24 protein-coding genes and 2 pseudogenes are annotated in these 25,374 nt (G+C 70.1%); 19 read left to right on the forward strand and 7 right to left on the reverse strand.

Annotated elements, in window-relative coordinates:
• The first annotated feature begins 24 nt into the window (after positions 1-24).
• Genes GFK26_RS12130 through GFK26_RS12155 form a run of 6 tightly spaced genes read left to right on the forward strand, consistent with a single transcriptional unit; the run spans position 25 to position 5,216 of the window.
• Positions 25-912, forward strand: coding sequence for an SURF1 family protein (locus GFK26_RS12130; protein ID WP_416222552.1), 888 nt, complete (start codon positions 25-27; stop codon positions 910-912).
• Positions 896-1,579, forward strand: coding sequence for a hypothetical protein (locus GFK26_RS12135; RefSeq protein WP_153282185.1), 684 nt, complete (start codon positions 896-898; stop codon positions 1,577-1,579). The genes GFK26_RS12130 and GFK26_RS12135 overlap by 17 nt, the downstream gene beginning before the upstream one ends.
• A 22-nt stretch (positions 1,580-1,601) precedes the next feature.
• Entirely contained in the window at positions 1,602-2,834 is a 1,233-nt protein-coding gene (locus tag GFK26_RS12140; RefSeq protein ID WP_153282186.1) for a COX15/CtaA family protein, read from the forward strand.
• Positions 2,831-3,736: a heme o synthase gene (cyoE, locus tag GFK26_RS12145; RefSeq protein ID WP_153282187.1), complete on the forward strand. Its 906-nt coding sequence runs from the start codon at positions 2,831-2,833 to the stop codon at positions 3,734-3,736. The genes GFK26_RS12140 and cyoE overlap by 4 nt, the downstream gene beginning before the upstream one ends.
• Before the next feature lie 15 nt (positions 3,737-3,751).
• Positions 3,752-4,375 (forward strand): SCO family protein, encoded by a 624-nt coding sequence (locus GFK26_RS12150; RefSeq protein ID WP_153282188.1) that lies wholly within the window; start codon positions 3,752-3,754, stop codon positions 4,373-4,375.
• Between the two features lie 16 nt (positions 4,376-4,391).
• Entirely contained in the window at positions 4,392-5,216 is an 825-nt protein-coding gene (locus GFK26_RS12155; RefSeq protein ID WP_153282189.1) for a DNA alkylation repair protein, read from the forward strand.
• 64 nt (positions 5,217-5,280) lie between these two features.
• Here GFK26_RS12155 and rpoH read toward each other — a convergent pair whose 3' ends face one another.
• Together rpoH and GFK26_RS12165 are read right to left on the reverse strand one after the other, a co-directional pair.
• Positions 5,281-6,222, reverse strand: a complete 942-nt coding sequence (gene rpoH / locus GFK26_RS12160; protein WP_099792678.1) for an RNA polymerase sigma factor RpoH — start codon at positions 6,220-6,222, stop codon at positions 5,281-5,283.
• A gap of 136 nt (positions 6,223-6,358) precedes the next feature.
• A pseudogene (locus tag GFK26_RS12165) lies at positions 6,359-7,275 on the reverse strand (LysR substrate-binding domain-containing protein).
• A 125-nt stretch (positions 7,276-7,400) separates the two neighbouring features.
• Here GFK26_RS12165 and GFK26_RS12170 point away from each other — a divergent pair.
• Positions 7,401-8,218: pseudogene (locus GFK26_RS12170) on the forward strand (aminotransferase class IV family protein).
• 80 nt (positions 8,219-8,298) lie between these two features.
• Here GFK26_RS12170 and GFK26_RS12175 read toward each other — a convergent pair.
• Positions 8,299-8,763 (reverse strand): DUF962 domain-containing protein, encoded by a 465-nt coding sequence (locus tag GFK26_RS12175; RefSeq protein WP_153282190.1) that lies wholly within the window; start codon positions 8,761-8,763, stop codon positions 8,299-8,301.
• A gap of 137 nt (positions 8,764-8,900) precedes the next feature.
• Here GFK26_RS12175 and GFK26_RS12180 point away from each other — a divergent pair, with 137 nt between their 5' ends.
• Complete coding sequence (locus tag GFK26_RS12180; protein ID WP_153282191.1) at positions 8,901-9,620, forward strand: response regulator transcription factor; 720 nt, start codon at positions 8,901-8,903, stop codon at positions 9,618-9,620.
• On the forward strand, positions 9,617-11,416 hold the full coding sequence (locus GFK26_RS12185; protein ID WP_228121983.1) for a hybrid sensor histidine kinase/response regulator: 1,800 nt from the start codon (positions 9,617-9,619) through the stop codon (positions 11,414-11,416). The genes GFK26_RS12180 and GFK26_RS12185 overlap by 4 nt, the downstream gene beginning before the upstream one ends.
• A gap of 319 nt (positions 11,417-11,735) precedes the next feature.
• On the opposite strand, the gene ftsY is transcribed toward GFK26_RS12185, so the two are convergent.
• Positions 11,736-13,085, reverse strand: coding sequence for a signal recognition particle-docking protein FtsY (gene ftsY, locus GFK26_RS12190; RefSeq protein ID WP_194274072.1), 1,350 nt, complete (start codon positions 13,083-13,085; stop codon positions 11,736-11,738).
• A 29-nt stretch (positions 13,086-13,114) separates the two neighbouring features.
• Here ftsY and GFK26_RS12195 point away from each other — a divergent pair, with 29 nt between their 5' ends.
• Both GFK26_RS12195 and GFK26_RS12200 read left to right on the forward strand, forming a co-directional pair.
• A complete protein-coding gene (locus tag GFK26_RS12195) occupies positions 13,115-14,560 on the forward strand; it encodes a M16 family metallopeptidase (RefSeq protein ID WP_153282192.1) in 1,446 nt (481 codons plus the stop codon).
• Positions 14,561-14,579: 19 nt separating this feature from the next.
• Complete coding sequence (locus tag GFK26_RS12200; RefSeq protein WP_153282193.1) at positions 14,580-15,938, forward strand: M16 family metallopeptidase; 1,359 nt, start codon at positions 14,580-14,582, stop codon at positions 15,936-15,938.
• Positions 15,939-15,945: 7 nt separating this feature from the next.
• Here the strand turns inward: GFK26_RS12200 and GFK26_RS12205 are convergent, their stop codons facing one another.
• Positions 15,946-16,857 (reverse strand): LysR family transcriptional regulator ArgP, encoded by a 912-nt coding sequence (locus GFK26_RS12205; protein WP_153282194.1) that lies wholly within the window; start codon positions 16,855-16,857, stop codon positions 15,946-15,948.
• A 79-nt stretch (positions 16,858-16,936) separates the two neighbouring features.
• Between GFK26_RS12205 and GFK26_RS12210 the strand changes: the two genes are divergently transcribed.
• The 7 genes from GFK26_RS12210 (at position 16,937) to pcp (ending at position 22,242) form a co-directional block, all read left to right on the forward strand.
• Entirely contained in the window at positions 16,937-17,572 is a 636-nt protein-coding gene (locus GFK26_RS12210; RefSeq protein WP_153282195.1) for a LysE/ArgO family amino acid transporter, read from the forward strand.
• A gap of 36 nt (positions 17,573-17,608) precedes the next feature.
• The gene (locus GFK26_RS12215) at positions 17,609-18,271 is read left to right on the forward strand and encodes an RsmD family RNA methyltransferase (protein WP_153282196.1); all 663 of its coding nucleotides are present in this window, start codon (positions 17,609-17,611) and stop codon (positions 18,269-18,271) included.
• 43 nt (positions 18,272-18,314) lie between these two features.
• A complete protein-coding gene (coaD, locus tag GFK26_RS12220; protein ID WP_062481439.1) occupies positions 18,315-18,818 on the forward strand; it encodes a pantetheine-phosphate adenylyltransferase in 504 nt (167 codons plus the stop codon).
• A 39-nt stretch (positions 18,819-18,857) separates the two neighbouring features.
• A complete protein-coding gene (pxpB, locus tag GFK26_RS12225) occupies positions 18,858-19,505 on the forward strand; it encodes a 5-oxoprolinase subunit PxpB (RefSeq protein ID WP_101490189.1) in 648 nt (215 codons plus the stop codon).
• Entirely contained in the window at positions 19,502-20,500 is a 999-nt protein-coding gene (locus tag GFK26_RS12230) for a biotin-dependent carboxyltransferase family protein (protein ID WP_153282197.1), read from the forward strand. The genes pxpB and GFK26_RS12230 overlap by 4 nt, the downstream gene beginning before the upstream one ends.
• A gap of 324 nt (positions 20,501-20,824) precedes the next feature.
• Positions 20,825-21,565 (forward strand): 5-oxoprolinase subunit PxpA, encoded by a 741-nt coding sequence (gene pxpA / locus GFK26_RS12235; RefSeq protein ID WP_153282198.1) that lies wholly within the window; start codon positions 20,825-20,827, stop codon positions 21,563-21,565.
• Positions 21,566-21,570: 5 nt separating this feature from the next.
• Positions 21,571-22,242: a pyroglutamyl-peptidase I gene (pcp, locus tag GFK26_RS12240; protein WP_194274073.1), complete on the forward strand. Its 672-nt coding sequence runs from the start codon at positions 21,571-21,573 to the stop codon at positions 22,240-22,242.
• 9 nt (positions 22,243-22,251) lie between these two features.
• Here pcp and GFK26_RS12245 read toward each other — a convergent pair whose 3' ends face one another.
• On the reverse strand, positions 22,252-22,962 hold the full coding sequence (locus GFK26_RS12245; RefSeq protein ID WP_194274074.1) for an alpha/beta fold hydrolase: 711 nt from the start codon (positions 22,960-22,962) through the stop codon (positions 22,252-22,254).
• A 103-nt stretch (positions 22,963-23,065) separates the two neighbouring features.
• Here GFK26_RS12245 and GFK26_RS12250 point away from each other — a divergent pair, with 103 nt between their 5' ends.
• On the forward strand, positions 23,066-23,761 hold the full coding sequence (locus tag GFK26_RS12250; protein ID WP_153282199.1) for a histidine phosphatase family protein: 696 nt from the start codon (positions 23,066-23,068) through the stop codon (positions 23,759-23,761).
• A 9-nt stretch (positions 23,762-23,770) separates the two neighbouring features.
• Here GFK26_RS12250 and GFK26_RS12255 read toward each other — a convergent pair whose 3' ends face one another.
• Positions 23,771-25,369 carry an N-acyl-D-amino-acid deacylase family protein gene (locus GFK26_RS12255; protein ID WP_153282200.1) on the reverse strand — a complete coding sequence of 533 codons (1,599 nt, stop codon included), beginning with the start codon at positions 25,367-25,369 and terminating at the stop codon, positions 23,771-23,773.
• Positions 25,370-25,374 lie beyond the last annotated feature (5 nt).

Consider the following 25,374-nt stretch of genomic DNA (forward strand, 5'->3'; position numbering starts at 1 on the left):
CGGCCGCACGCCCCGTCCGCTCCAGTGACCCCCGCGCCTTCCGAGCCCCTTGTTTCCTCTGTCACGCCGCGCAGACGCGCAGGCCGGGGCCGTTTTCTGATCGTCACGTTGGCGGCTGTGCTGGCGCTGGGAGCGACGGTGTCGCTGGGCCGCTGGCAGCTCTCGCGCGCCGCACAGAAAGAAGCGCTGCAGGCCCGCATCGACGCGCAGAAGCAAAAAGCCCCGCTGTCGCAGGCGGAGTTCTTGGCGCTGGGCGAAGCGGTCGGCGAGCTGCACCGGCCGGTGCAGCTGCGCGGCCTGTGGCTCACGGCGCAGACGGTCTACCTGGACAACCGTCAGATGCACGGCACGCCGGGCTTCTACGTGCTGACGCCGTTCGCACTCGAAGGCAGCGAGCAGACCGTGATGGTCCAGCGCGGCTGGGTGCAGCGCAATTTTGTCGACCGCACACAGCTCGGCGTGGTCGAGACGCCGCCCGGCATCGTCGAACTCACGGCGCTGATCGAGCCGCCGCCGAGCCATCTGTTCGAACTCGGCGCCAAGGCCGCACCGGCGCCCGTTGCATCGGCCCCCGCGCCGGCCCCGGCGGCGCAGGCCACGTCCGGCCCCACCGCTCCGGCACCGGGCATTCAGGGGTCTTCCCCCATCCGGCAAAATCTCGACCTGGAGGCATTCCGTGCCGAGACCCAGCTGCCGCTGCGCACCGACGTGTCGCTGCAGCAGAGCGGGCCGGCGTCCGAGGGCCTGCAGCGCGACTGGCCGGCCCCGGCGTTGGGCCTGGAGAGGCACTACGGTTACGCATTCCAGTGGTTCGGCCTCTCGGCCCTCGTTGTCATCCTCTATGTCTGGTTCCAATTCATCTCCCCCTTCCGGCGCGCGCGGCGCCGCGCACGCGATGGCCGCAGCCTCTGACGAGCCGCTGGGCCTGACGGTGCACTCGATGCCGTCGCCGGGCCAGGCGCTCGACGAAGCCGAGAACCGCCGCACGGTCCACGGGCGCTGGAAGATGATCGCCGTGCTGCTGATGTGCGCGGCACCCGTCATCGCCTCGTACTTCACCTACTACGTGATCCGGCCCGAGGGCCGCAGCGTGTACGGCGAGCTGATCGATCCGCAGCACGAGATGCCCCGCCTCACGGCGACCGACCGCAACGGCGCGCCGGTCGAGCTGGCCACGCTCAAGGGCCAGTGGCTGCTGGTGGCGGTGGCCGACGCAGCTTGCGACGCGCTGTGCGAGCAGCAGCTGTACCTGCAGCGCCAGTTGCGCGAGAGCCTGGGCCGCGAAAAAGACCGCCTCGACCGCGTCTGGCTCGTGAGCGACGCGGCGCCCGTGCCCGAGCGCCTGACCAACGGCCTGCACGGCGCGACCGTGCTGCGCGTGCCGGCCGACCAACTCGCCCGCTGGCTCGCGCCCGTGAAGGGCCACACGCTGCCCGAGCACCTCTACGTGGTCGATCCGATGGGCAACTGGATGATGCGTTTCCCGGCCCGCATGGACGCCGCCGGCGCGAGCCGCGCCAAGCGCGACATCGACCGCCTGCTGCGTGCCTCGTCCTCGTGGGACGAAGCGGGCCGCTGAGCCCCGCACGAACAATCGCCCGATGGACACGCGCTCCCTCTACGACCTCACGCCGATCGCCTGGATGATGGCCGCCGGCGTGCTGCTCGCGCTCGGCCCGCTGGTCTGGGTGTGGCGCCGCAACCCCGGCTCCGGCCCGGCGCGGCGGCTGCATGCGCTGACCGTGCTCACGCTGTTCCTTACCTTCGACCTCACGCTCTTCGGCGCCTTCACGCGGCTCACCGATTCGGGTCTGGGCTGCCCCGACTGGCCCGGCTGCTACGGCAACGCCAGCCCGGCCGGCGCGCGCCACGAGATCGCCATGGCGCAGGCGGCCCAGCCGACCGGCCCGGTGACGCACAGCAAGGCCTGGATCGAGATGGTCCACCGCTACCTCGCGACCGGCGTCGGGGTGCTGATCCTCACGCTCGCGGGCGCCACTTGGATCGTGCGCCGCCGCCAGCGGCGCCAGCCCGCGCCGCCGGTCGACAGCGCGCACCACCACGTCGTGCTCAGCGCCTGGTGGCCCGCGGCCACGCTGGTCTGGGTCTGCCTGCAGGGTGCCTTCGGTGCCATGACCGTCACCTGGAAGCTGTTCCCCGCCATCGTCACGATGCACCTGATGGGCGCCATCGTGCTGCTCGCGCTGCTGTGCATCCAGGCCGTGCGCTACCGCCAGGTGGCGGCGCAGCGCTTGCCCACGGCCGTGTCGCCGGCGCTGCGCAACGGGCTGATCGCCACGGCGGTGCTGCTGGTGCTGCAGATCGCGCTCGGCGGCTGGGTCAGCACCAACTACGCGGTGCTGGCCTGCACGCAGTTCCCGACCTGCCAGGACAGCTGGTGGCCGTCGATGAATTTTGTGCAGGGCTTCGAGATCTGGCGCCATCTGGGCGTGACCGGCGATGGTCAGCCGCTCGACTTTTCCGCGCTCACCGCTATCCACTACGCGCACCGCCTCATGGCGTACGTCGTGTTCGTGGCGCTCGGCCTGCTGGCCTGGCGCCTGCGCCGCCTCGAGGCGCTGCGCGCACAGGCGCACTGGCTGGCCGGCCTGGCGCTGCTGCAGCTGGCCACGGGCCTGGGCAACGTGCTGCTCGGCTGGCCGCTGGCCGCGGCCGTGCTCCACACCGGCGGCGCCGCGGCGTTGGCGGTAGCCTTGACCTGGGCGCTGTGCGAAAGCCGCCGCGAAAGCGTTGTCGCTGGATCGGCTGCACCGATTCCGCGCGCCGTCGACAATGCGCGCGGCACCCCCAACCCGAAGAAAGCCACCGCGTGAGCACCCCGATTCCTGTTCAGCACGCCAGCACCGCCAACGTGCTGCGCCAGTTCTACGCGCTCACCAAGCCGCGCGTGGTGCAGCTGATCGTGTTCTGCGCGCTCATCGGCATGGTGCTGGCCGTGCCCGGCCTGCCGTCGTGGGCCGACGTGCAACGCGGCGTGCTGGCCTGCATCGGCATCTGGCTCGTGGCCGGCGCGGCCGCGGCGTTCAACTGCCTGGTCGAGAAGGGCATCGACGCCAAGATGAAGCGCACCGCCTGGCGTCCCACGGCGCGCGGGCAGCTCAGCGACATGCAGGCGCTGGTGTTCTCGGCCCTGCTGTGCGCGGCCGGCTCGGCGCTGCTGTGGTTCACGGTCAACCCGCTCACCATGTGGCTCACCTTCGCCACCTTCGTCGGCTACGCGGTGATCTACACCGTCATCCTGAAGCCGCTGACGCCGCAGAACATCGTGATCGGCGGCGCCTCGGGCGCCATGCCGCCGGTGCTGGGCTGGTCGGCCATGACGGGTGACGTCGGTCCCGAGGCGCTGATCCTGTTCCTCATCATCTTCCTGTGGACGCCGCCGCACTTCTGGGCGCTGGCGCTGTACCGCGTCGAGGACTACCGCAAGGCCGGCCTGCCGATGCTGCCCGTGACGCACGGCAACGAGTTCACGCGGCTGCAGGTGCTGCTGTACACCTTCATTTTGTTCGCGGCCTGCCTGATGCCCTTCATCTACGGCATGAGCGGCTGGCTCTACCTCGCGGTGGCCATCGGCGTGAGCATCGGCTTCACCGGCTATGCCTTCGCGCTGTGGCGCAACTACTCCGACGCATTGGCGCGCAAGACCTTCCGGTTTTCGCTCATCCACCTGAGCGTGCTGTTCGCGGCGCTGCTCATCGACCATTACCTCCGCTGACCGGACCGTCTGCCCATGAACAAGCGCAATGCCCTGAAATCGATCGCCGCCACCGCCGGCTGGGTGGCCGCCTCGGCCACTTTGGGCTTGGGCCTGTCGGCCTGCGGCGAGCAGCAACCGAAGCAGAGCTTCCAGGCGGTCGACATCACGGGCGCCGACTACGCCAAGGACTTTTCGCTCACCGACGCCGACGGCAAGGTGCGCACGCTGGCCGACTTCAAGGGCAAGGCGGTCGTGCTGTTCTTCGGCTATGTCCAGTGCCCCGACGTCTGCCCGACCACCATGACCGAGATGGCGCAGGTCAAGCAGCAGCTCGGCGCCGATGGCAGCAAGCTGCAGGTGCTGTTCGTCACCGTCGATCCGGCGCGCGACACGCCCGAGGTGCTCAAGGCCTACATGGGCGCGTTCGACCCGAGCTTCGTGGCCCTCATCCCCACGCCCGAGCAACTCGTCGCTCTCGCGAAAGACTTCAAGGTCTATTACAAGAAGGTCGATGGCAAGACGCCGACCAGCTACGCGATGGACCACTCGGCCGCGAGCTACATCTACGACCCGCAAGGCCGCCTGCGGCTCTACGCGCGCTACGGCGCGGGCGTGCCGGCCATGGTGTCGGACCTGAAGACGCTGCTCGCTTCCTGAGTCGGGTGTGCAAGCCATGGCATCGGTCGACCATCTGAAGTCGCGCAAGGGCGCGTTCCGCATCGCGCTCATTCCACCCGAGGTGCTGGGCGCGCTGAACGGCGGGCTGCTCGAGACCGTCAACCTCAACGAATTTCTTGCACTCGAACTGCCGCTGCTCGCACGCAGCGTGGCGGGCCATGTCGGCCTCGACGCGGCGCACGAACGGCTGGACGACACGCTCGCCATGCTGGCCGCCTTCAAGCCCATGCAGCGCCACAGCCACATCGCGCGGGCGCTGTACGACATGACCGCCGCGCATGCCGAGCGCGACGCCGTCGCGCACCGGCTGGCCACGCACGCGAGCGACGTTGCGCGCTGCTGGGCGGTGCAGTGGATCACGCTGTCGGACCTGCCGCTCGCAGAGCAGCTCGTCGCCGTGCGCCGCTTCGCCGCCGACCCGCACTTCGGCGTGCGCGAGTTCGCATGGATGGCCGTGCGCGACAGCGTCATCGGCGCGCTCGACGAGGCGCTGGCGCTGCTGCAGCCCTGGGTGGCCGATGCCGATCCGAACGTGCGCCGCTTCGCCAGCGAACTCACGCGCCCGCGCGGCGTGTGGTGCGCGCAGATCGAAGCGCTGAAGGCCGAGCCCTGGCTGGCCCTGCCGCTGCTGGAGCCGCTGCGCGCCGACGGCCACCGCTACGTGCAGAACTCGGTGGCCAACTGGCTCAACGATGCCAGCAAGACGCAGCCTGAATGGGTCGAGACGCTGTGCACGCGCTGGGTGGCCGAGTCGCCGGTTGCCGAGACGCGCTACATCGCGAAGCGGGCGCTGCGCACGCTGACCAAGTCGACGCCCTGACGCCCTGAACGAAAAAAAGCCCGGCACTGCCGGGCTTCTTCGTGGAGGAGGGCGGTCGCTGCGCTTACGCGTACTCGGCCAGCGCCTTCTTCATCTTCTTCATCGCCGCCACTTCGATCTGGCGAATGCGCTCGGCGCTCACGCCGTACACCGCGGCCAGGTCGTGCAGCGTCATGCCGCCCGAACCGTCGTCGTTCACCTTGAGCCAGCGCTCTTCGACGATGCGGCGGCTGCGGTCGTCCAGCGCCTCGAGGGCGGTGGCGATGCCGTCGCTCGACAGGCGGTCGCGCTGCTGCGATTCGAGCAAGGCGGTCGGTTCCTGCGTGGCGTCGGCCAGGTAGGCGATGGGGCCGAAGCCCTCGTCGCCGTCATCGGACGGACCCGGATCGAGCAGCACGTCACCACCCGACAGGCGGGTTTCCATCTCGAGCACTTCCTCGGGCTTCACGTTCAGGCGCGTGGCCATCTGCGAGACCTCGTCGGGGCTCAGCGTTTCCCGGTGCGTGCCGTTGTCGGCCGCGGCCGAGTCGGCCTTGAAACTCTGCTTCATCGAGCGCAGATTGAAGAACAGCTTGCGCTGGGCCTTGGTCGTCGCGACCTTGACCATGCGCCAGTTCTTCAGGATGTACTCGTGGATCTCGGCCTTGATCCAGTGCATGGCGTAGCTCACCAGCCGCACGCCCTGGTCGGGGTCGAAACGCTTCACGGCCTTCATGAGACCGACGTTGCCTTCCTGGATCAGGTCGCCGTGCGGCAGCCCGTAGCCCAGGTACTGGCGGGAAATGGAGACGACCAGGCGCAGGTGCGACAGGATCAGCGCACCGGCAGCTTCGAGGTCGTTCTGGTCGCGCAACTTGCGTGCGAAGCCCTGCTCTTCTTCGAGCGTGAGCAGCGGCAGGCGGTTGGCGGCCGAAATGTAGGCATCCAGGTTACCCAGCGGGGGGACCATCGACCATGGGTTGGCGACGGCCAGCTGGTTGGCAGAGACTCCAGACAGCGTTGTCATCAGGGGAAACTCCTTTGTGGCGGTCATATTAGCACTCGGTTAGAGGGAGTGCTAAGCCAAGGGTTCCCTTGCATTTCTATCGTTGCGATAGCTTTTGTCGCGAATTGCTGGATATTTGTATGCCATTTGGCGTTTTTCAAGTCCGTGCCGCTTGTCCGAGCAGCCAATCCTGGAACGCCAGGATGCGCGGGTCCCGGGCACTGCCTTCCGGGTAGACCAGGTGGTAGGCGTAGCCCGCCGCCATGGGCACGCCGATGTCGAACAGCCGCACCAGCCGGCCCTGGGCGAGGTCGGCGGCGATCATGTCCAGGTCGGCCAGGCCGACCATGCCGCTCTCGGTGACGGCGCGCACCACGTCGCTCGAATCGGCGAAGCCGATGCAGCGGCTGTCGTCGAAGCCCTCGATGCCGGCGGCGGCCATCCACATCGGCCAGTTCGGCCAGACCATGCCGTCGGTCTTCCAGTCGACGTAGCCCAGCGTGTGCTGGAACAGGTCGCGCGGCGTTGCCAGCGGGGGGCCGCTGGCGAGCAGCCTGGGGCTGCAGACCGGCACGATCACGGTGTCGAACAGGCGCTGCGAGCGCGTGCCCGCGTCGTGCCCGTTGCCGAAGCGGATCGCCACGTCGATGTCGTCGGCGTCGAAGTCCCGCAGGGCGTCGGAAATGTCGAAACCCAGCTCCAGCCCCGGGTTCGCGGCGCGGAACTGCGGCAGCCGGGGCAGCAGCCAGTTGGTCGCAAAGCGGGCGCTGGTCGACACGCGCAGCGTCGCCGCCCCGCGCGCCATGCGCCGGGCGCGGCCGGCGGCGCGGCGCAGGGTGTCGAGCGCGTCGGTGGTGGCCTCGAACCACACGGCGCCGGCGGACGTCAGGCGGATGCTGCGGCTGGTGCGCGTGAACAGCACCACGCCCAGCTGGTCTTCGATTTCCTTGATCTGGTGGCTCACGGCCGCCGGCGTCAGCCCGACTTCTTCGGCGCCCGCGTGAAGTTCAGGTGCCGCCCGGCGGCCTCGAAGGTGCGCAGGGCGCGGGTGCCGGGGATCAGTTGGAGGTTCATTGATCTTCAAATGATTTTTGATGATTCTCCAAAAACTATTCGTTTCTCAGAGGGAAGTCAACGCGGGATAGTTCAGGAACTTGATGATCCATCCGCAACGGTCCCCCCTCAGAAGCAACGAAACCATGTCCGCCAGCACCCCTTCTTCTTCCACTTTCGTCGTGCAACGCAACGGTCAGCCCGCACCCGCCGAGGCCCTGGCGTCGCTGGCCTTCGCCGGCCACGCCCATTTCACGGCCATGCAGGTGCGCGGGGGCCGGGTGCGGGGCCTCGACCTCCATCTGGCGCGGCTGCGCTTCGCCTCGCAGACCCTGTTCGGCCAGGCGCTGCCCGACCACACGGTGCGCGCCCATCTGCGGGCCGCGCTCGCGGCCGGCCCGGCGGACCTGTCGCTCACGGCCACCGTCTACTCCCCGGCCGGCGAGTTCACCGTGGCCGACGCGGTGCCCGAGCTGCTGATCCGCACCGGCCCGCCCGCCAACGGCCCCGCAGGCCCGCTGACCCTGGCCGCGATCGAACACGAGCGCTTCCTGCCATCCGTGAAGCACGTCGGCGAAGGCGCCAAGACGCAGCTGCTGCGCCAGGCCGCCGCGCAGGGCTTCGACGACGCGGCCTTCCTCGACCGGCATGGCCGGCTCGGCGAGGCGTCGATCTGGAACCTGGCTTTCTGGGACGGCCAAGGGGTGGTGTGGCCCGAGGCCGAGATCCTCACCGGCACCACGATGGGCATCGTGCGCCGCCAGCTCGATCGCCTCGGCGTTCCGCAGCGCAGCCAGGTACTGCGGATGACCGACCTGCCCACGCTGGCCGGCGCCGTGGTCATGAACTCGTGGACGCCGGGCGTGGCGGTGCACCGCATCAGCGACGTGGCGTTGCCGGCAGCGCCGGCTTTCGTGGAGCTGCTGCACCGGGCTATGAGGCCGAGCCGTTCGTGTCGCCTTGAATGGACCCTTGTGCTCGGGCGCTGCGCGCCGCATCAGAGAACGCGAGGGAAGCCATCCCTCTCAGAGGCCGCTGTTTTGTTTACCAGCGGATGCCGAGCTTCAGGAACAGCTTCGACAGCACGAACAGCGGGCCGACCCAGAGGTACTGGATGTCCTCGAAGAACGACGGCTTCTTGCCTTCGATCTTGTGACCGACGAACTGGAAGATCCACGCCACCACGAAGATCGCCGCCGACACCGGCAGCACCGCGGCGCCCATCGCATGCACCGCCACCAGCGCCAGCACCGTGAGCGCGAGCATGGTGGCGAGGAAGGCCGGCGAGCGCAGCAGCGCGTAGTACACGAGGCTGGCCGCCACGAAGGCGTAGGCCACCCACGGATGGATCGCGAACAGCAGCCCGACGATGCTCAGCATGATCGCGGGAATGGCCACGAAGTGGATCAGCTCGTTGGTCGGATGGCGGTGGCTCTCCTCGTAGTGGGCGAGCAGGCGGTCGACCTTGCGCTCGCTGGTGGCGAGCGGGGCGGCGGCGGTGTGGGTCATGGCAGGTCTCCGGGGCGCCGTGCGTTGCGGCAGGACTTCCATGGTGCCCACGGCGCGGCACCATGGCAAGTAGCGCTGTCCCGGCGCCATGACTAAGGGCACTGTCGCCCGGGGCTTGCGCCGCTAAGATCAAATCCGTGGCCTCTTTCGACTCCCCCTCCGCACCCCCGCTGCCCCTCACCGACACCGGTGCGCCCGCGGGCGTGTCCGGCGCGATCCTGGTGGTGGACGATCACGACCTGCTGCGCCTGGGCGTGAGCGCGCTGGTGCAGGCCCAGGCCGCCACCTCGGGCGCGCGCATCTCGGTGTTCGAGGCCGGCAACATCGCTGACGCGCTCGCGCTCTACGCAGCGAACGAGGCGGCCATCGGTCTCGTGCTGCTCGACCTCGCGCTGCCCGACACGCACGGGCTCAGCGGCCTGGCCGAGTTCCGGCTGCGCTTTCCGGCGGCGCGCGTCGTCGTGCTCTCGGGCACCGCCAACAGCACGCTGGCGCAGGGCGCGCTCGCACTCGGTGCCAGTGCCTTCCTGCCGAAGTCCGCCGACCTGAAGGAGATGGTGGGCTTCATCCGCGCGTGCGGCCTGTTCGAGGCCGACGGCACGCCGCCGCAGCCGTTGCCGCCCGCGGCGCTGCCCAAGTCGCTCTCGGGCTATGCGGAGTTCGCGCATGCCAGCGCCTGGCAGGAACTCACGCCGCGCCAGATGCAGGTGCTGCAGTGGGTGCTCGAAGGCAAGGCGAACAAGGAGATCGCACAACTGGCCAACCTGAGCGAAGGCACGGTGAAGAACCATGTCTCGACCATCCTCCTGCTGTTCGGCATGCGCTCGCGCGCCCAGCTGATCAGCATGCTGCGTTGAGCGGCGCCACGCTGGCGGGCCGCGGCGATGCCGCTGCCGGCCAGCTGCTGAGCCAGCGCGTGCTGCGCGAGCACGTCGGCTCGGTCTACGACACCTACGGTATTTCCACGCTGACCCACCTGGGCTTCGTGATCGTGTTCGGCTGCATCATCTACTCGCAGCTCAGCGACGCACGCCTGCTGTTCTGGATGGCGGCGCTGGTGGCGGTCGACATCTACATCTTCTTCACGCCGCGCTGGACATCCGCCCGCCCGCCCTCGGAGAGCCCGTACTGGGCGCGCAAGATCTCGCGCATGGTCACGCTGGTCAGCATGATCACGGCGGTGGTGCCCTGGTTCATCGTGCCGCACGAGAACATGCCCATGACCTCGCTGTTGATGGCCGTGATCGTCGGCAGTTGCGCGCGCGCCGCGCAGTCGCTGTGGCCGCTCAAGCCCGCGCTGTTCGGCTACACGCTGCCCATGTCGCTGGGCATGATCATCGCGCTGGCCTGGCAAGGCGACGGCCTGCACCTGTTCCTGGCCGCAGCCGGCTCGGCCTACTTGATGCTCACGCTGCACGCCGGCGTGCGCCAGCACCGGCTGCTGACCGACTCGCTCATGCTGCGTTTCGAGAACGAGGCACTGGCCGCACGCCTGGGCGAGCAGATCGCCGCCACCGAACGCGCCAGCGAAGAAAAGACCCGCTTCCTCGGCGCCGCCAGCCACGACCTGCGCCAGCCGCTGCACGCCATCGCGCTGTTCGGCGCCGCGCTCGAGAACGAACTGCGCGGCCGTCCCGAGAGCCGCAACGCCGAGCGCCTGATGCGCGCCGTGAACGCGCTGGGCGCATCGCTCGACACCATGCTCGATGTGTCCCGGCTCGACGCGGGCGTCATCACGCCGTCGCCGCAGCCGGTCGAGCTCGATGCGCTGTTCCTGCCGCTCAACCACACCTTCTCGGCGCAGGCCGAGCAGAAGGAGCTGCAGCTGCGCGTGCGCGCCAGCGGCCTGTGGGTGCGCAGCGATCCGCAGCTGCTGCACCGCATGCTGTCCAACCTGATGGACAACGCCCTGAAGTACACCGTGCAGGGCGGCGTGACCGTCACGGCGCGCGACCGTGGCGACACCGTGTGGATCGAGGTGCGCGACACCGGCATCGGCATCGCGCCCGAGCAGTCGCACCGCATCTTCGAAGAGTTCTATCAAATCGATAACCCGGGCCGCGACCGTGCGCGCGGGCTGGGCATCGGCCTGTCGATCGTGCGTCGCCTGTCGCGGCTCCTGGGCCACCCGGTGCAGATGCATTCGCGTCCGGGCCGGGGCACGCACTTCCGCGTCGTGCTGCCGACCGTGCCGCCGCAGGTCAGCGCGCTCGTGGGTCCGTTCCCGGCCGGCAGCGTCGAGCTGGCTGCGCGCCGCCGCGCCGCCACGCTGCCCGGTCGCGTGCTGCTGATGGACGACGAACTCGAAATCCGAGAAGCCATGACCGGCCTGCTGCGCTCGCACGCGATCGACGCACACGCCGTCGCCGACGAAGCTGCCGCGGCCGATGCGCTGCACCAGGCCCGCGCCGAGGGCCGGCCCTTTGGCCTCTTGATGTGCGACTACCGCCTGGCCGACGGCGTCGACGGCCTCGACGCCGGCCTGCGCCTGAGACGGCACGCGGGCACCGAGCTGCCGCTGCTGCTGATCACCGGCGAGACCTCGCCCGACCGTCTGCAGCGCGTGCGTGAGTCGGGCGTGCCGGTGCTGTTCAAGCCCGTGGCGCCCGACGCGCTGCTGCAGGCCATGGCCGAGCTGGTGCCGACACCGTAGCGTTTCGCACACAGCCTGCGGCTGAAAGTGAATACGTTGTAGTTCATTGCGTACCGATCGGTTCCGATGGGCACAGGTGCAATGACTTTTGGCACTGCCGGGCTTTCGCTTCCCGTCGTAATTTCGGTTCTCAGGGAAGCGAAATCAGGGGTATTGCAGGCGTCGACCACCGGTGCCTTCGCACACGAAGAGCGACGCCGCACAGGCCACACGCAGGGGGAATACAAGGGAGAAATAAGAAAGACAGGGAGCTGACGGCCTCCGGCGAAAGCCGGGGGCCGTTTTTTTTATCCGAAGCGAAAAGCGAAAGCTTCTTCGCTCAGCCCAGCAGTGCTTGCGCGAACTCGCGGGCGTTGAAGGTCTCGAGGTCTTCGAGCTTTTCGCCCACGCCGATGAAGTACACCGGAATGGGCCGCTCACGCGCGATGGCGCACAGCACGCCGCCCTTGGCGGTGCCGTCGAGCTTGGTCACGATGAGGCCCGTGAGGCCCAGCGTTTCGTCGAAGGCCCTGACCTGCGCGAGCGCGTTCTGGCCGGTGTTGCCGTCGATCACCAGCAGCACCTCGTGCGGCGCGGTGGCGTCGGCCTTGGTGACGACGCGCTTGATCTTCTTCAACTCGTCCATCAGGTGCAGCTGCGTCGGCAGGCGGCCCGCCGTGTCGACCAGCACCACGTCCTTGCCGCGCGCCTTGCCGGCGTTCACGGCATCGAAGCTCACGGCCGACGGATCGCCGCCTTCGTTGCTGACGATCTCGACGGTGTTGCGGTCGGCCCAGACCAGCAACTGCTCGCGCGCCGCGGCGCGGAAGGTGTCGGCCGCGGCCAGCAGCACCGAGGCGCCTTCGGTGGCCAGGTGCTTGGTGAGCTTGCCGATGGAGGTGGTCTTGCCCGCGCCGTTGACGCCGGCCACCATGATCACGGTGGGCGTGTACTCGCCGATGACCAGCGGCTTCTCGAGCGGCTTGAGCAGGTCGGTGACGGCATCGGCCAGCAGCAGCTTGACCTGCGCGGCGTCGGTGGCCATCTGGCGCTTGACGCGCACCTTCAGGTCGTCGAGCAGGTACTCGGTGGCCTTGACGCCGGTGTCGGCCATCAGGAGCGCCGATTCGAGTTCTTCATACAGCGCGTCGTCGATCTGCGCATTGACGAACACGGCCTGGATGCCGGTGCCGGTCTTGCGCAGGCCGGTCTTGAGCTTGTCGAACCAGCTCTTGCGTTCGGTGGCGATAGCGGGCGGCTCGACAACAACGGCGACAGGTGCGGGAGGCGGTGCGGGCACGGGCGCCGGAGGGGGCGGCGGTGCGATGACGGGTGCGGGAGCAGGTGCCGGAACGGGTACTGGCGCAGGGATCGGCGCCGGTGCGGCGACTGGAACTGGCGCGGGCGTCGGCACAGGCAGCGACGCGGGCGCTGGTGCCACCACGGGCGCCGGAGCAACTGCAGGCGCGGCAGGCGTCGGCTCGGGAATCGGTGCGGGTGTGGGGGGCGGCGCAGGAACAGGCGCAGGCGCTTCCGCCGTCGGCTTCGACCCGAACCAGCTCGACGGCGAGAACACCGAGCGTGCCGGTGCGGCTTCCGCGGCCGGGGGCGGCGCGGGTTCGGTGGTCGGCGGCGGGGCCGGTGTCACCTGGGCATCGGCAGGTGGTTTTTTCTTGAAGAAACTGAACATCGGGAGCTTTTTACAATCCGACCCATTCTATGAAACACCTCTCGCCACGCCGCGCTGCGTCTGGTGCGGTGCTGGCCCTGGCGCTTTCGGCGCTGTGGACCGTGCCCGCGCTGGCCCAGTCCACCCCCGCTTCCGCCGCGTCGGCCTCCGCCGCCGCGGCCCCGGGCCCCCAGCAATTCACCCTCGCCAACGGCATGACCGTGATCGTGCAGCCCGACCGGCGCTCGCCGACCGCGGTGCAGATGGTCTGGGTGCGAGTCGGCTCCATGGACGAGGTCGATGGCACCACCGGCGTGGCGCACGTGCTGGAGCACATGCTGTTCAAGGGCACGAAGACTGTGCCGCCCGGCGAGTTCTCGCGCCGCGTGGCGGCGCTGGGCGGGCAGGAAAACGCCTTCACCATGCGCGACGCCACGGGCTACTACCAGCAGATTCCGGTCGGCAGCCTCGAACAGGTGATGAAGCTCGAATCGGACCGCTTCGCCAACAACCAGTGGCCCGACGACGAGTTCAAGCGCGAGATCGAAGTGGTCAAGGAAGAGCGCCGCCTGCGCACCGAGGACCAGCCGCGCGCGCTGCTCGGCGAGCAGCAGAACGCGGCCGTCTTCACCTCGTCGCCCTACCGCCGCCCGGTGGTGGGCTGGATGAGCGACCTCGAATCGATGACGCCCGCCGACGCGCGCGCCTTCTTCCAGCGCTGGTACGTGCCGGCCAACGCCGTGCTCGTGGTGGCCGGCGATGTCGACGTGGCGCGCGTGCGTGCGCTGGCCGAGAAGTACTACGGCAGCATCCCCGCGCGCGCCGTGCCGGAGCGCAAGCCGCGCACCGAGCCCGCGCAGCGCGGCATCCGCCGCCTCGAGTTCAAGGCCCCGGCCGAGCAGGCGTACGTGTCGCTCGCTTTCCGCGTGCCGCAGCTCACGAACATCGACGACGCCAGCAGCGACGCCTGGGCGCTGGTGGTGCTCTCGGCCGTGCTCGACGGCTACGCCGGTGCGCGGCTCGACCGCGCGCTCACGCAAGGCCCCGGCCGCGTGGCCGATTCGGCGGGCGCGTACGCGGGCTTCGTCGGTCGCGGTCCGCAGCTCTTCATGCTCGACGGCGTGCCGGCCGCCGGCAAGACGGCCGAGACGGTCGAGGCCGCACTGCGCGCCCAGGTGGCGCGCGTGGCGAAAGAGGGCGTCGGCGAGGCCGAGCTGGCCCGCGTCAAGACGCAGTGGGTGGCGAGCGAAACCTACAAGCGCGATTCGGTGATGGCGCAGGCGCGTGAACTCGGCAGCAACTGGATCCAGGGCCTGCCGCTCGACGCCAGCGAGCGCATCGTCGCCCGGCTGCAGGCCGTGACGGCGGCGCAGGTGCAGGCGGTGGCCGCCAAGTACTTCGGCGATGACCAGCTCACCGTCGCCACGCTGCGGCCCCTGCCGCCCGAACCCAAGCGCGGCCGCGGCTTCGCCGCCCCCGCTGGCGAGATGCGCTGAAAGGCACCGGATTCCCTCCATGAAGAACCTCCACAAATTTGCAAGCACCGCCCTCCTGGCGGGCATCACCGCGCTGTTCGGCATGGGCAGTGCGCAGGCCGCGCTGCCCATCGAGCACTGGACGCTGGCCAACGGCGCCAAGGTGTACCTGGTGTCGACCAACGCGCTGCCGATCGTCGACGTGCAGATCGATTTCGACGCCGGCAGCCGGCGCGATCCGGCCGTGCAGGCCGGGCTGGCCAGCACCAGCGCCGCGATGGTCGAGAAGGGCGTGCGCGCCGGCCGCAACGGCGAGCCCGCGCTCGACCAGAACGCGCTGGGCGAGGCCTGGGCCGATCTGGGCGCCAGCTTCGACGTGAGCGCCGGCACCGACCGCACCAGCTACACGCTGCGCACGCTGTCCGACCCGGCGCTGCTGACCAAGGCCGTGGCCCTGGCCGCGCGCGAGATCGGCGAGCCCTCGTTCCCCGACGACATCTGGACGCGCGAACGCGAGCGCATCAACGCCGCCATCAAGGAAGCCAACACCAAGCCCGCGACCGTGGTCGGCCGCGCCTTCGCACAGGCCGTGTACGGCACGCATCCCTATGGCCAGGAAGTGACCGAAGAGACGCTGGCGCGCATCGACACCGCCGCCATGCGCCAGCGCTACGAGCAGCTGATCCTGCCGTGCCGCGCCAAGCTCAGCATCGTGGGCGCGGTCACGCGCGCCGAGGCCGAGTCGCTCGCGACCACGCTGCTGTCGCGCCTGCCCAGCCCCGCCGCCTGCGCACCGCTGCCGGCCGTCGCGCCGGTGGTGGCGCTCACGGCGCCGAAGGACGAGCGCATTGCGTTCGACTCGGCGCAGGCCCACGTCTTCATCGGCCAGCCCGGCTACCCGCGCCAGGACCCGGACCACTTCGCGCTCACGCTCGGCAACTACGTGCTCGGCGGCGGTGGCTTTGTCTCGCGGCTGACCGAAGAGGTGCGCGAGAAGCGCGGCCTGGCCTACAGCGTTTACAGCGGCTTTGCGCCGGGGCTCGACGCAGGTGCTTTCCGCATCGGCTTCCAGACCCGGCCCGACCAGGCCGACGCGGCGACCAAGGTCTCACGTGAGGTGCTTGCCAAGTTCGTGGCCGAAGGCCCGACCGAGAAGGAGCTGAAGGCCGCGAAGGACAACCTGATCGGCGGCTTCCCGCTGCTGCTGGACAGCAACCGCAAGCTCATCGGCAACGTCGCCAACATCGCCTGGTACGGCCTGCCGCTGGACTACCTCGACACCTGGACCGCGCGCATGAACGCGGTCACGGCCGCCGACATCAAGGCCGCGTTCGGCCGCAAGCTGCAGCCGCAGCGCATGGTGACGGTGGTGGTGGGCGGCAAGCAGGCCGCGCCCTAATAAGCGATCAAGCCAGCGCGTGCGGCCCGCTGCGCGCGGCGGCGCGCACGGCGGCGCCGAGCTGCTCCAGCAAGCGGGGCGCCGCGCGCGCCTGCTGCCAGTACAGCGGCACCTGCAGCGTCGCGCCGGGCACCAGTTCGACCAGCGTGCCGTCGCGCAAGGCGTCGGCCACCATGCTGGTCGGGTGCATGCCCCAGCCCATGCCGCGGCAGGCCGCCTCGACGAAGGCGGCGGGGGAGGGCACCCAGTGGCGCGGCGTTTCCACGTTGCGATGGCAGATGCGGCGCACCCAGCGCGCCTGCAGCCGGTCCTTGCGGTCGAACACCAGGTTCGGCGCGTCGGCCAGCGTGCGCGCTCCCACGCCCTTGGCGAAATACCGTTCCACGAATCCGGGGCTCGCGGCGGCCACGTAATGCACGGTGCCCAGCGCCTCGCTGTTGCAACCGGTGACCGGCTGGGCCAGCGCGGTGACAGCCGCGAGCACGGCGCCGCTGCGCAGCCGTTCGGCCGTGTGATCCTGGTCGTCGGCCGTGAGGTCGAGCAGGGCGTCGGGTGCCTGCGCGGCAAAGGCCGCGGCCCCCGCCATGAACCAGGTCGCGAGGCTGTCGGCATTGACCGCCACCCGCACCGTGACCCGCTCGTGCGCCTCGCCGCTGCCCATGCCGAGCGCGGGCAGCGCCTCGCGCAGCTCGTGCTCCAGCATGCCCACGCGTTCGACGTGTCGGCACAGCTGCAGGCCGGCCTCGGTCGCCACGCAGGGCTGGCCGCGCACCAGCAGCGCGCCGCCGGTGCGCTCTTCGAGCAGTTTCACGCGCTGCGACACCGCCGAGGGCGTGACGTGCAGCGCGCGGGCGGCGCGCTCGAAACTGCCTTCGCGCACCACGGCGGCGAGGGCGTGCAGGGCGGCGTAGTCGAGCATCGTGGCGAATGAAGTAAAACTGAATTGAAGTTAGAAAGTTTAGTTTGATTTAACGATGTGCGGGCGGCAAGCTCGGACCATGACCGCCGTCCACATCTCCACCGCTTTCCTCAACGGGCTCTTCATGAGCCTGGTGCTCATCGTCGCCATCGGCGCCCAGAACGCGTACGTGCTGCGCCAGGGCTTGCGCCGGGAGCACGTGAGCGCGGTGGTGCTGTTCTGCGCCGCCTGCGACGCGGTGCTGGTCGCGGCGGGCGTGGCCGGCATGGCGCAGGCGCTGAAGGGGCGGCCGATGCTGGCGACGCTGCTCGCGGCCTTCGGCGCGGCCTTTCTTTGCGGCTACGGCCTGCGCGCGCTGTGGCGCTCGCGCCAGCCGGGCGCGCTGCAGACGGCGGCGCAGGGCGCCTCGCACTCGCGCGCCGCGGTGGTCGCGCAGGCCGCCGGCTTCACGCTGCTGAACCCGCACGTCTACCTGGACACCGTGTTGCTCGTGGGCAGCGCCGGGGCGCAGTACCCGGGCGCGCTCAAGCTCTGGTTCGTGGCCGGGTCGACGCTGGCCAGCGTGCTGTGGTTCACCGCGCTGGGCTTCGGCGCGCGGCTGCTGGCGCCGGTGTTCGCACGGCCGCGCGCCTGGCAGATGCTCGATGCGCTCATCGGCGGCACGATGCTCGTGCTGGCGGCCTTCCTTGCCCGGCGCGCGTTCACGGGCTACTGAGTGAAGTGGGGCCACCTGCGGCGTTAAGCTCGCCGCATGCCCCAGAAGCCCACAAAAAAGAACGCCGCCGCGCCCGTCTCGCGCGCCCCTGCCGCCAAGCGCCCGTCGCGGCCCAGCGAGGTCCGCATCATCGGCGGCGAGTGGAAGCGCACCCGCCTCGCCGTGGCCGACAAGCCCGGCCTGCGCCCCACGCCCGACCGCGTGCGCGAAACGCTGTTCAACTGGCTCGCGAGCCTGGCCGGCGTGGGCGGTGGTGCGCTGCCGGGCTGGCACTGCATCGACGCCTTCGCAGGCACCGGCGCGCTCGGCCTCGAAGCCGCCTCGCGCGGCGCGGCCAACGTGCTGCTGTGCGAGCAAGATGCCGCGCTGGTCGCTCAACTGGAGGCCGCCAAGACCAAGCTCTCGGCCAAGGCCGTGCGCGTGGAGCGCGGCAATGGTGTCACCGCGCTCGAACGTGCGGCGGCGGGCAGCCTGCAGGCCGTGTTTCTCGATCCGCCCTTCGAGACCGTCGCGCTGTACGAGCCGGCCCTGCGCGCCGCCGCGCGCGCGCTGCATGCCGATGGCGCGATCTACCTGGAGGCGCCGCGCCGCTGGGCCGCCGAAGAACTCGCTGCGCTGGGCCTCGTGGAATTCCGCTACCTGAAGGCCGGCGCCGTGCATGCCCATCTGCTGCGGCGCGCCGAGTCCGTGCCTGCATAATCCGCCGGACAAGCCGCACCGGCAGCATGAGGAAGAACCAACCATGGCCAGCAACGTGATCGCGGTTTATCCCGGCACTTTCGACCCCATCACCCTCGGTCACGAGGACGTGGTGCGGCGTGCAACCCAACTCTTCTCCAAGGTGATCGTCGCTGTCGCGGCGGGCCACCACAAGAAGGCGCTGTTCACGCTCTCCGAGCGCATGGACATGGCCCGCGAGGCGGTGAAGCCCTACAGCGACCAGGTGACGGTCGAGAGCTTCTCGGGCCTGCTGCGCGACTTCGTCGTCGCGCGCGGCGGCAAGGCCATGGTGCGCGGCCTGCGCGCCGTGACCGACTTCGACTACGAGTTCCAGCTCGCCGGCATGAACCGCTCGCTGATGCCCGACGTCGAGACTGTGTTCCTTACGCCAAGCGACAAGTACCAGTTCATCTCCAGCACCTTCGTGCGCGAGATCGCCATGCTCGGCGGCGAGGTCAACAAGTTCGTCTCGCCGAACGTCGAGCAGCAGCTCACGGCCAAGGTTCGCAGCCTGGGCAGAGAATGACCCGCGCCCAGGCTTTGCGCTGAGGTGAACAACGCCCCCTTGCCCCGCCTGCATCCGCTGGGCGATGCGGCGCTGGTGTGCGACCTGCCTGCGCCCGCCACGCTGGCGCAGCAGCAGCGCATCTGGGCGCTGGCCGCCGAGGTGCTGGCCTGGCCCGGCGTCGGCGAGGCGCTGCCGGGCATGAACAACCTCACGCTGACCTTCGACCCGACCGCCGTGGCGTTCGAGGAACTCGCGGCGCGCGTGCTCCAGGCCTGGCCGGGGCTCGCGGCCCATGCCGCCGAAGGGCGGCGCATCGAGATTCCCGTGGCCTACGGCGGCGAGCACGGCCCCGACCTCGCCGACGTGGCCGCCCACACCGGGTTGTCGGCGGCCGAGGTGGTGCGTCGCCACAGCGGCGGCGACTACGTGGTCTACCTGCTCGGATTCCTGCCGGGCTTCGCCTTCATGGGCGGGCTGTCGCCCGAGCTCGCGACACCGCGCCGCGCCGAACCGCGCACCGCCGTGCCCGCGCGCTCCGTCGGCATCGGTGGCGAGCAGACCGGCATCTACCCGCTGGTGTCGCCGGGCGGCTGGCAGCTCATCGGCCGCACGCCGCTCGAGCTGTTCGATCCGTCGGCGGAGTCACCGACGCTGTTGCGTCCCGGCGACCGCGTGCGCTTCGTCGTCGAAAGCTTGCAGACATGATCCTCGTGCGCAAACCCGGCGTGCATGCCTCGGTGCAGGACCTCGGACGGCCCGGCCTGCGCCAGCTCGGCATCTGCCCGGGCGGCGCGCTCGACATGCTCGCGCTCACGCTGGCGAACCGGCTGGTCGGCAACGCCGACGCGGCGGCGGGCATCGAATTCACCATGGGCGGCTGCGAGCTGCAGTTCGAGTCCGACACCCGCATCGCGCTCACCGGCGACGACTTCGGTGCCACGCTCGACGGCATGCCGCTGTGGCCCTGCTGGAGCGTGCCCGTGCGCGCCGGCCAGACGCTGCGGCTCGCCGGCGCCAACGCGCCCGGCACGCCGAAGGCCGGCCTGCGCAGCTGGCTCGCGGTGGCGGGCGGCATCGACGTGGCGCCCGTGCTCGGCTCGCGCAGCACCGACCTCAAGGCCGGCTTCGGCGGCCACGAAGGCCGCGCGCTGCGCAAGGGCGACCGGCTCGCACTGGGCGCTTCGCGGCTCGATGCCGATCAAGGCGGGCGCCGTCCTTTCGGCTTGCGCGCGCCCGACTGGGGCACGGCCGAGGCCGACGGCGCGCTCGCGCTGCGCGTGCTGCCCGGCCCCGAGTTCGAGTTCTTCACACCCGACGCGCAGGCGCTGCTGTGGAACGAGCGCTGGCGCATCACGCCGCAGAGCAACCGCATGGGCAGCCGGCTGGCCGGCGCTGAATTGCAACGCAAGGCGGCCGGCGACATGCTGTCGTCGGGCGTGATTCCCGGCACGATCCAGGTGCCGCCCTCGGGCCAGCCGATCATCCTCATGGGCGACGCGCAGACCACCGGCGGCTACCCGCGCATCGGCGTGGTGATCCGCGCCGACCTCTGGAAACTCGCGCAGGCGCCGCTCGGCGGCCGGCTGCGGCTGGTGCGCACCGACCTCACGCATGCGCTTGCGGCCTGGGCCGAGCAGCAGCGCTACCTGGCGCAGGTGGCGCAAGGGCTCGCCGCTGCGGGCTGGCCCGGCGCGGCTTAGGGCCTGCTCACGCTATTTCTGGCGTCGCGTTGGCCGGCAAAGGGGCTGGCTGCAAGGCGCGCGTGCGCAGCAAGGCTTCTGCCTTGCAAGCGCGGGCAACGCCGCAGACGGCCCCTTTGCCGGCCAACCCGGAGGGAAGGTCTGCCACAGCGGGCCACTCGGCGTTGCGCTCCTTGCGTGTGCGCATGCACACGCGGCGTCACGCGCCTTGATTGGCCCGCTGTGGCAGACCTTCGCGACGCCAGAAATAGCGTGAGCAGGCCCTAGACTGTCGGTCAGCGCAGGTTGCTCCCCGCACCTGCCCCACGAGACGGAGAACATCCCATGCAGATCGACCTGAACGCCGACCTCGGCGAAGGCGCCGGCAGCGACGAAGCGCTGCTCGGCCTCGTGAGTTCCGCCAACATCGCCTGCGGCTGGCACGCGGGCGACGCCAAGACCATGCAGCAGTGCGTGCGCTGGGCCATGGCGCACGGCGTGGCGATCGGTGCGCACCCGAGCTTTCCCGACCGCGAGAACTTCGGTCGCAGCACCATGCACCTGCCACCCGACGAGATCGTGGCGAACGTGCTCTACCAGGTCGGCGCGCTGGCCGCGATCGTCAAGGCCGAGGGCGGCCGGCTCGCGCACGTGAAGCCGCACGGCCAGCTCTACAACCAGGCGGTGAAAGAGCCCGAACTGGCCGAGGCGCTGTGCGAGGCGGTGCGCCGCTTCGATCCCTCGCTCAAGTTCTTCGGCCTCGCGGGCAGCAACATGATCGACGCGGCCCGCCGTGCCGGATTGCAGCCCGTCGAGGAGGTGTTCGCCGACCGCGGCTACATGCCCGACGGCAGCCTCGTGCCGCGCAGCCAGCCCGGCGCGCTCATCGAGAGCGAAGAGCAGTCGCTGGCGCAGACCCTGTCGCTGGTGCGCGACCACCGCGTGGTCGCCATCGACGGCAGCACCGTGGCGGTCAACGCCCAGAGCGTGTGCCTGCACGGTGACGGCGCGCACGCGCTGGCTTTCGCGCGGCGCATCCGCGAGCGGCTGCAGCAGGAAGGCATCACCGTCCGCGCGATGGCCTGAACGCGATGCTGGCGAAGCGCGCTTCTCCCACCGTTTTGCTGACGGGCTTCGAGCCCTTCGAGCAGGAGCTGCTCAATCCGTCATGGGAGGCCGTGCGCACGCTCGACGGCTGGAAGTGCGGCCGCGCCACGGTGCATGCGCGCCTCGTGCCCTGCGTCTTCGGCGAGGCGCTCGACGCGCTCGACCGCGCGATGGACGAGCTTCAGCCGACGCTGGTGATCTGCATCGGCCAGGCCGGTGGCCGTGCCGAGTTCACGCCGGAGCGCATCGCCATCAACGTCGACGACGCCCGCGTGCCCGACAACCTCGGCCGCCAGCCGATCGACGTGCCGGTGGTGACCGGCGCGCCGGCCGCCTACTTCTCGACCTTGCCCGTGAAGGCCATCGTGCGCGAACTGCGCGCGGGCGGCGTGCCGGCTTCGGTGTCGAACAGCGCGGGCACCTTCGTGTGCAACCACCTCTTCTACGGGCTGATGCACCGCATCGCGACGCATGCGATCGCAAAGGGCGTGCGCGGTGGCTTCATCCACATTCCCTACCTGCCGGCGCAGGCGGCGCGCTTTCCGGGCGCGCCGAGCATGGCGCTCGAGACGCTGGTCGATGCCTTGCGCATCACCGTGAAGACCGCACTCGCGGTGAAGCAGGACGTCGCGGAAACCGGCGGCCAGTTGCACTGACCGAGGCTCTCAAGTGCTTGGGAAGTGCTTGCCCAGCCAGGCGTTGAGCGCCGTGTTGACGAAGGCAGGCTTCTCCATCGTCAGCATGTGGCCGCACTGCGGCACCCACACCACCTCGGCGCGCGGCAGCAGCGCCGCCATCTCGCGGGTGCATTCGGGCGGCGCGAGGCGGTCGTCGTCGCCGCACATCAGCAGCACCGGTGCGCGCAGCAAGGCCAGGTGCGTGCGCGCGTCGGGGCGGCGCATCACGGCGTGGTTCTGTCGGATGAGCTGGGCCGCGCCGGCGCCGAGCACGATGTCGAGATAACGCTGCACCAGCGCCGGGTTGGCAGCCTGCACGGCATGGAAGGCGAAGGCGACGTTGGGCTCGATGATCTCGCGCACCTCGCCGCGCTCGAACCATTCGATGGCGCCTTCGCGCAGCGTGAACATGTCGGGCGTCTCGGGCCGTGCGCTGGTGCCCAGCAGCATCAACCCGGCGATGCGCTCAGGCGCTTGGCGCGCCGCTTCCATCGCGACCATGCCGCCCATCGACGCGCCGCACAGCACCAGCGGGCCGTCGTGTTCGCGTAGCACGGCGCTGGCCATGCCTTCGATGGTGTCGTGGCGCGTCTGGACGTCGCTCACGCGGGCGCCGAAGGCGGCGGGCAGGGCGGGCAACTGGGCCTCCCAGAGGCGTTCGTCGCAGGCAAGGCCGGGCAGCAGGACAAGTTGAGGCATGGGCCGATTCTGCGCGATCGGACGGCGTGTGCGAGGTGGCAGTCGTGCAACAGCGGGTTGGCACGAAGCCGGCATGTCATGCACTCGGGGGACAATGCATGCAATGTCCACCAACACCCCAGACTCCGCCTCCACCGACCTCATCCTGATCCGCCACGGCGAAACCGCCTGGAACCGCGAGCTGCGCTTCCAGGGCCATGCGGACGTCCCGCTCAACGACATCGGCCATGAGCAGGCGCGCCGCCTCGGCCTGCGTCTGGCGGGCGAGACGGCACAGCACCTCATCAGCAGCGACCTCATGCGCGCCCAGCAGACCGCGGCGCCCGCGGCGCAGCAGCTGGCGCTGGAGGTGGTCACTTCGGTGGCGCTGCGCGAGCAGCACTTCGGCGTGGTCGAAGGCATGCGGGCCGACGAGATCCAGAGCCAGCATCCGCGCGCCTGGGAAGAGTGGCTGGAGTTCCGCGAAGACCATGCCATGCCGCAGGGCGAGAGTGCGCGAGAGTTCCATGCGCGCGTGATCGGCGCGCTCGGCACGGTCGCCGCCGCGCACCGCGGCCAGCGCCTGATCGTCGTCACCCACGGCGGCGTGCTCGACATGGTGTGGCGCACCGCACGCGGGCTGAGCCTCAGCGGCCCGCGCCAGAGCGAGATCCCGAACGCGGGCTTCAACCGCATCCGCATCGCCGACCCGGCCGCGCCGGACGCCATCGAGATCGTCGAGTGGGCCGACACGCGCCACCTCGCCGACCTGCCGCCGCAGCCGACCTACGACCAGCGGCGACACCTGAAGAAAGACTGAGTCTTCGGATCAGGCCGGGCAGCTGCCCGACTTCGGCGTGCGCAGCAGCGGCACGCCGGCGCCCACGCCTGTGGGCTGGCCGCCGTCCACCGCAAGGCGGCCGTTCACCAGCACCGTGACCACGCCTTCGGACAGCAGCGTCGGCTGCGTGTAGGTGGCCTTGGCCGCGAAGCGCTTCGGATCGAACACCACCACGTCGGCGTGATAGCCGGGGCGCAGGTGGCCGCGCTGCACCAGCCCCAGCGTGTCGGCCGTGAGCGAGGTGCTGCTTCGGATGAACTGCGCCAGCGAGATCGCGCGCTCCTTCACCACGTACTGGTCGTACTTGCGCGCAAAGGTGCCGTAGGCGCGCGGATGGCCCAGCGACGAGTCGGACGAGGTCATGACCCAGGGCCGCTTCATGAAGGCGCGCACGTCGTCGTCGCTCATGTTGAACGAGGCGATCATGAGGTCGCCGTCGCGCAGCACGGCGATGGCGGCGTCGACCGGGTCGGCGTTGGAGGCCTTGGCCACGTCGGCCAGCGTCTTGCCCACGTACTTCGTGCTGCCGGCCGAGAACAGGATGGCCTCGGGCCCGCCGCGCAGGCGCAGGTTCTCGCGCATGTCCTTGCGCAGGCGCTCCTGCTGCGCCGCGTCGTCGAAGCGCTGCAGCGTCGCGGCACGGCCGCCTTCGTTGGCCCAGGGCGGCAGCAGCGCGGCCGAGAAGCGCGTGCTCGACGCGGTCCAGGGGTAGTGGTCGGCCGTGATGTCCAGGCCCGCGGCGCGCTCCTTCTCGATGCGCCGGATGATGTCGCCGCTCTGGCCCTGTACGGCCACGCCGAGCGCCTTGATGTGCGCCACGTGCACCGGCAACTTCGCCTCGTGGCCGATGCGGATCACCTCGTCGATCGAGCCCTTCAGGCCCACGTTGTACATGGCCTCGTCGCGGATGTGGCTGTCGTACAGGCCGCCGTGCGCGGCCGCCACCTTCGCGAGTTCGATGACCTCCTCGGTCTTCGAGAAATTCTGCGGTGGGTAGAACAGGCCGGTCGACAACCCGAGCGCGCCATCGCACATCGCGCGGCTCAGGTGCTGCTTCATCGCGTTCATCTGCGCGGGCGTGGGGGCGCGGTTGGCCTCGCCGAGCTGGCTGATGCGCAGGGGGCCGAAGCCCGCGTACATCGCGACGTTGGTGCCGACCGGCACGGCGCGCAGCTTCTGCGTCTGCGCCGCGATGTCGTAGCCGCCGAAGCCGTCGTTGCCGATCACCGCCGTGGTCACGCCTTGCGTGACGAACGGAATGTTCAGGCGCTTGCGTGCGTCGTTCGAGAGCAGGTCGGCGTCGGCATGCGTGTGGGCGTCGATGAAGCCGGGCGCCACCACGAGGCCGGTGGCGTCGATGGTGCGGCGCGCGCGGAACTGCGCCGGCATGGCGCGGCCCGCGAACACGATGCGGTCGCCCGCGATGCCGACGTCGCCGACCACGGGCGTGTCGCTGTCGCCCGTGTAGACGGTGCCGCCGCGCAGCAGCAGGTCGAGTTCGACGGGGGCGTCGGCGGCTGTGGCGGTGGTGTGAAAGGGCGAGGCGAGGGCCGCGAGAACGGCCAGCGTGACGAGAGAGCGCTGCATGGGCG

Origin of the sequence: Variovorax paradoxus, from assembly GCF_009498455.1 — a bacterium.
In the GTDB taxonomy this organism is placed as follows: domain Bacteria; phylum Pseudomonadota; class Gammaproteobacteria; order Burkholderiales; family Burkholderiaceae_C; genus Variovorax; species Variovorax paradoxus_H.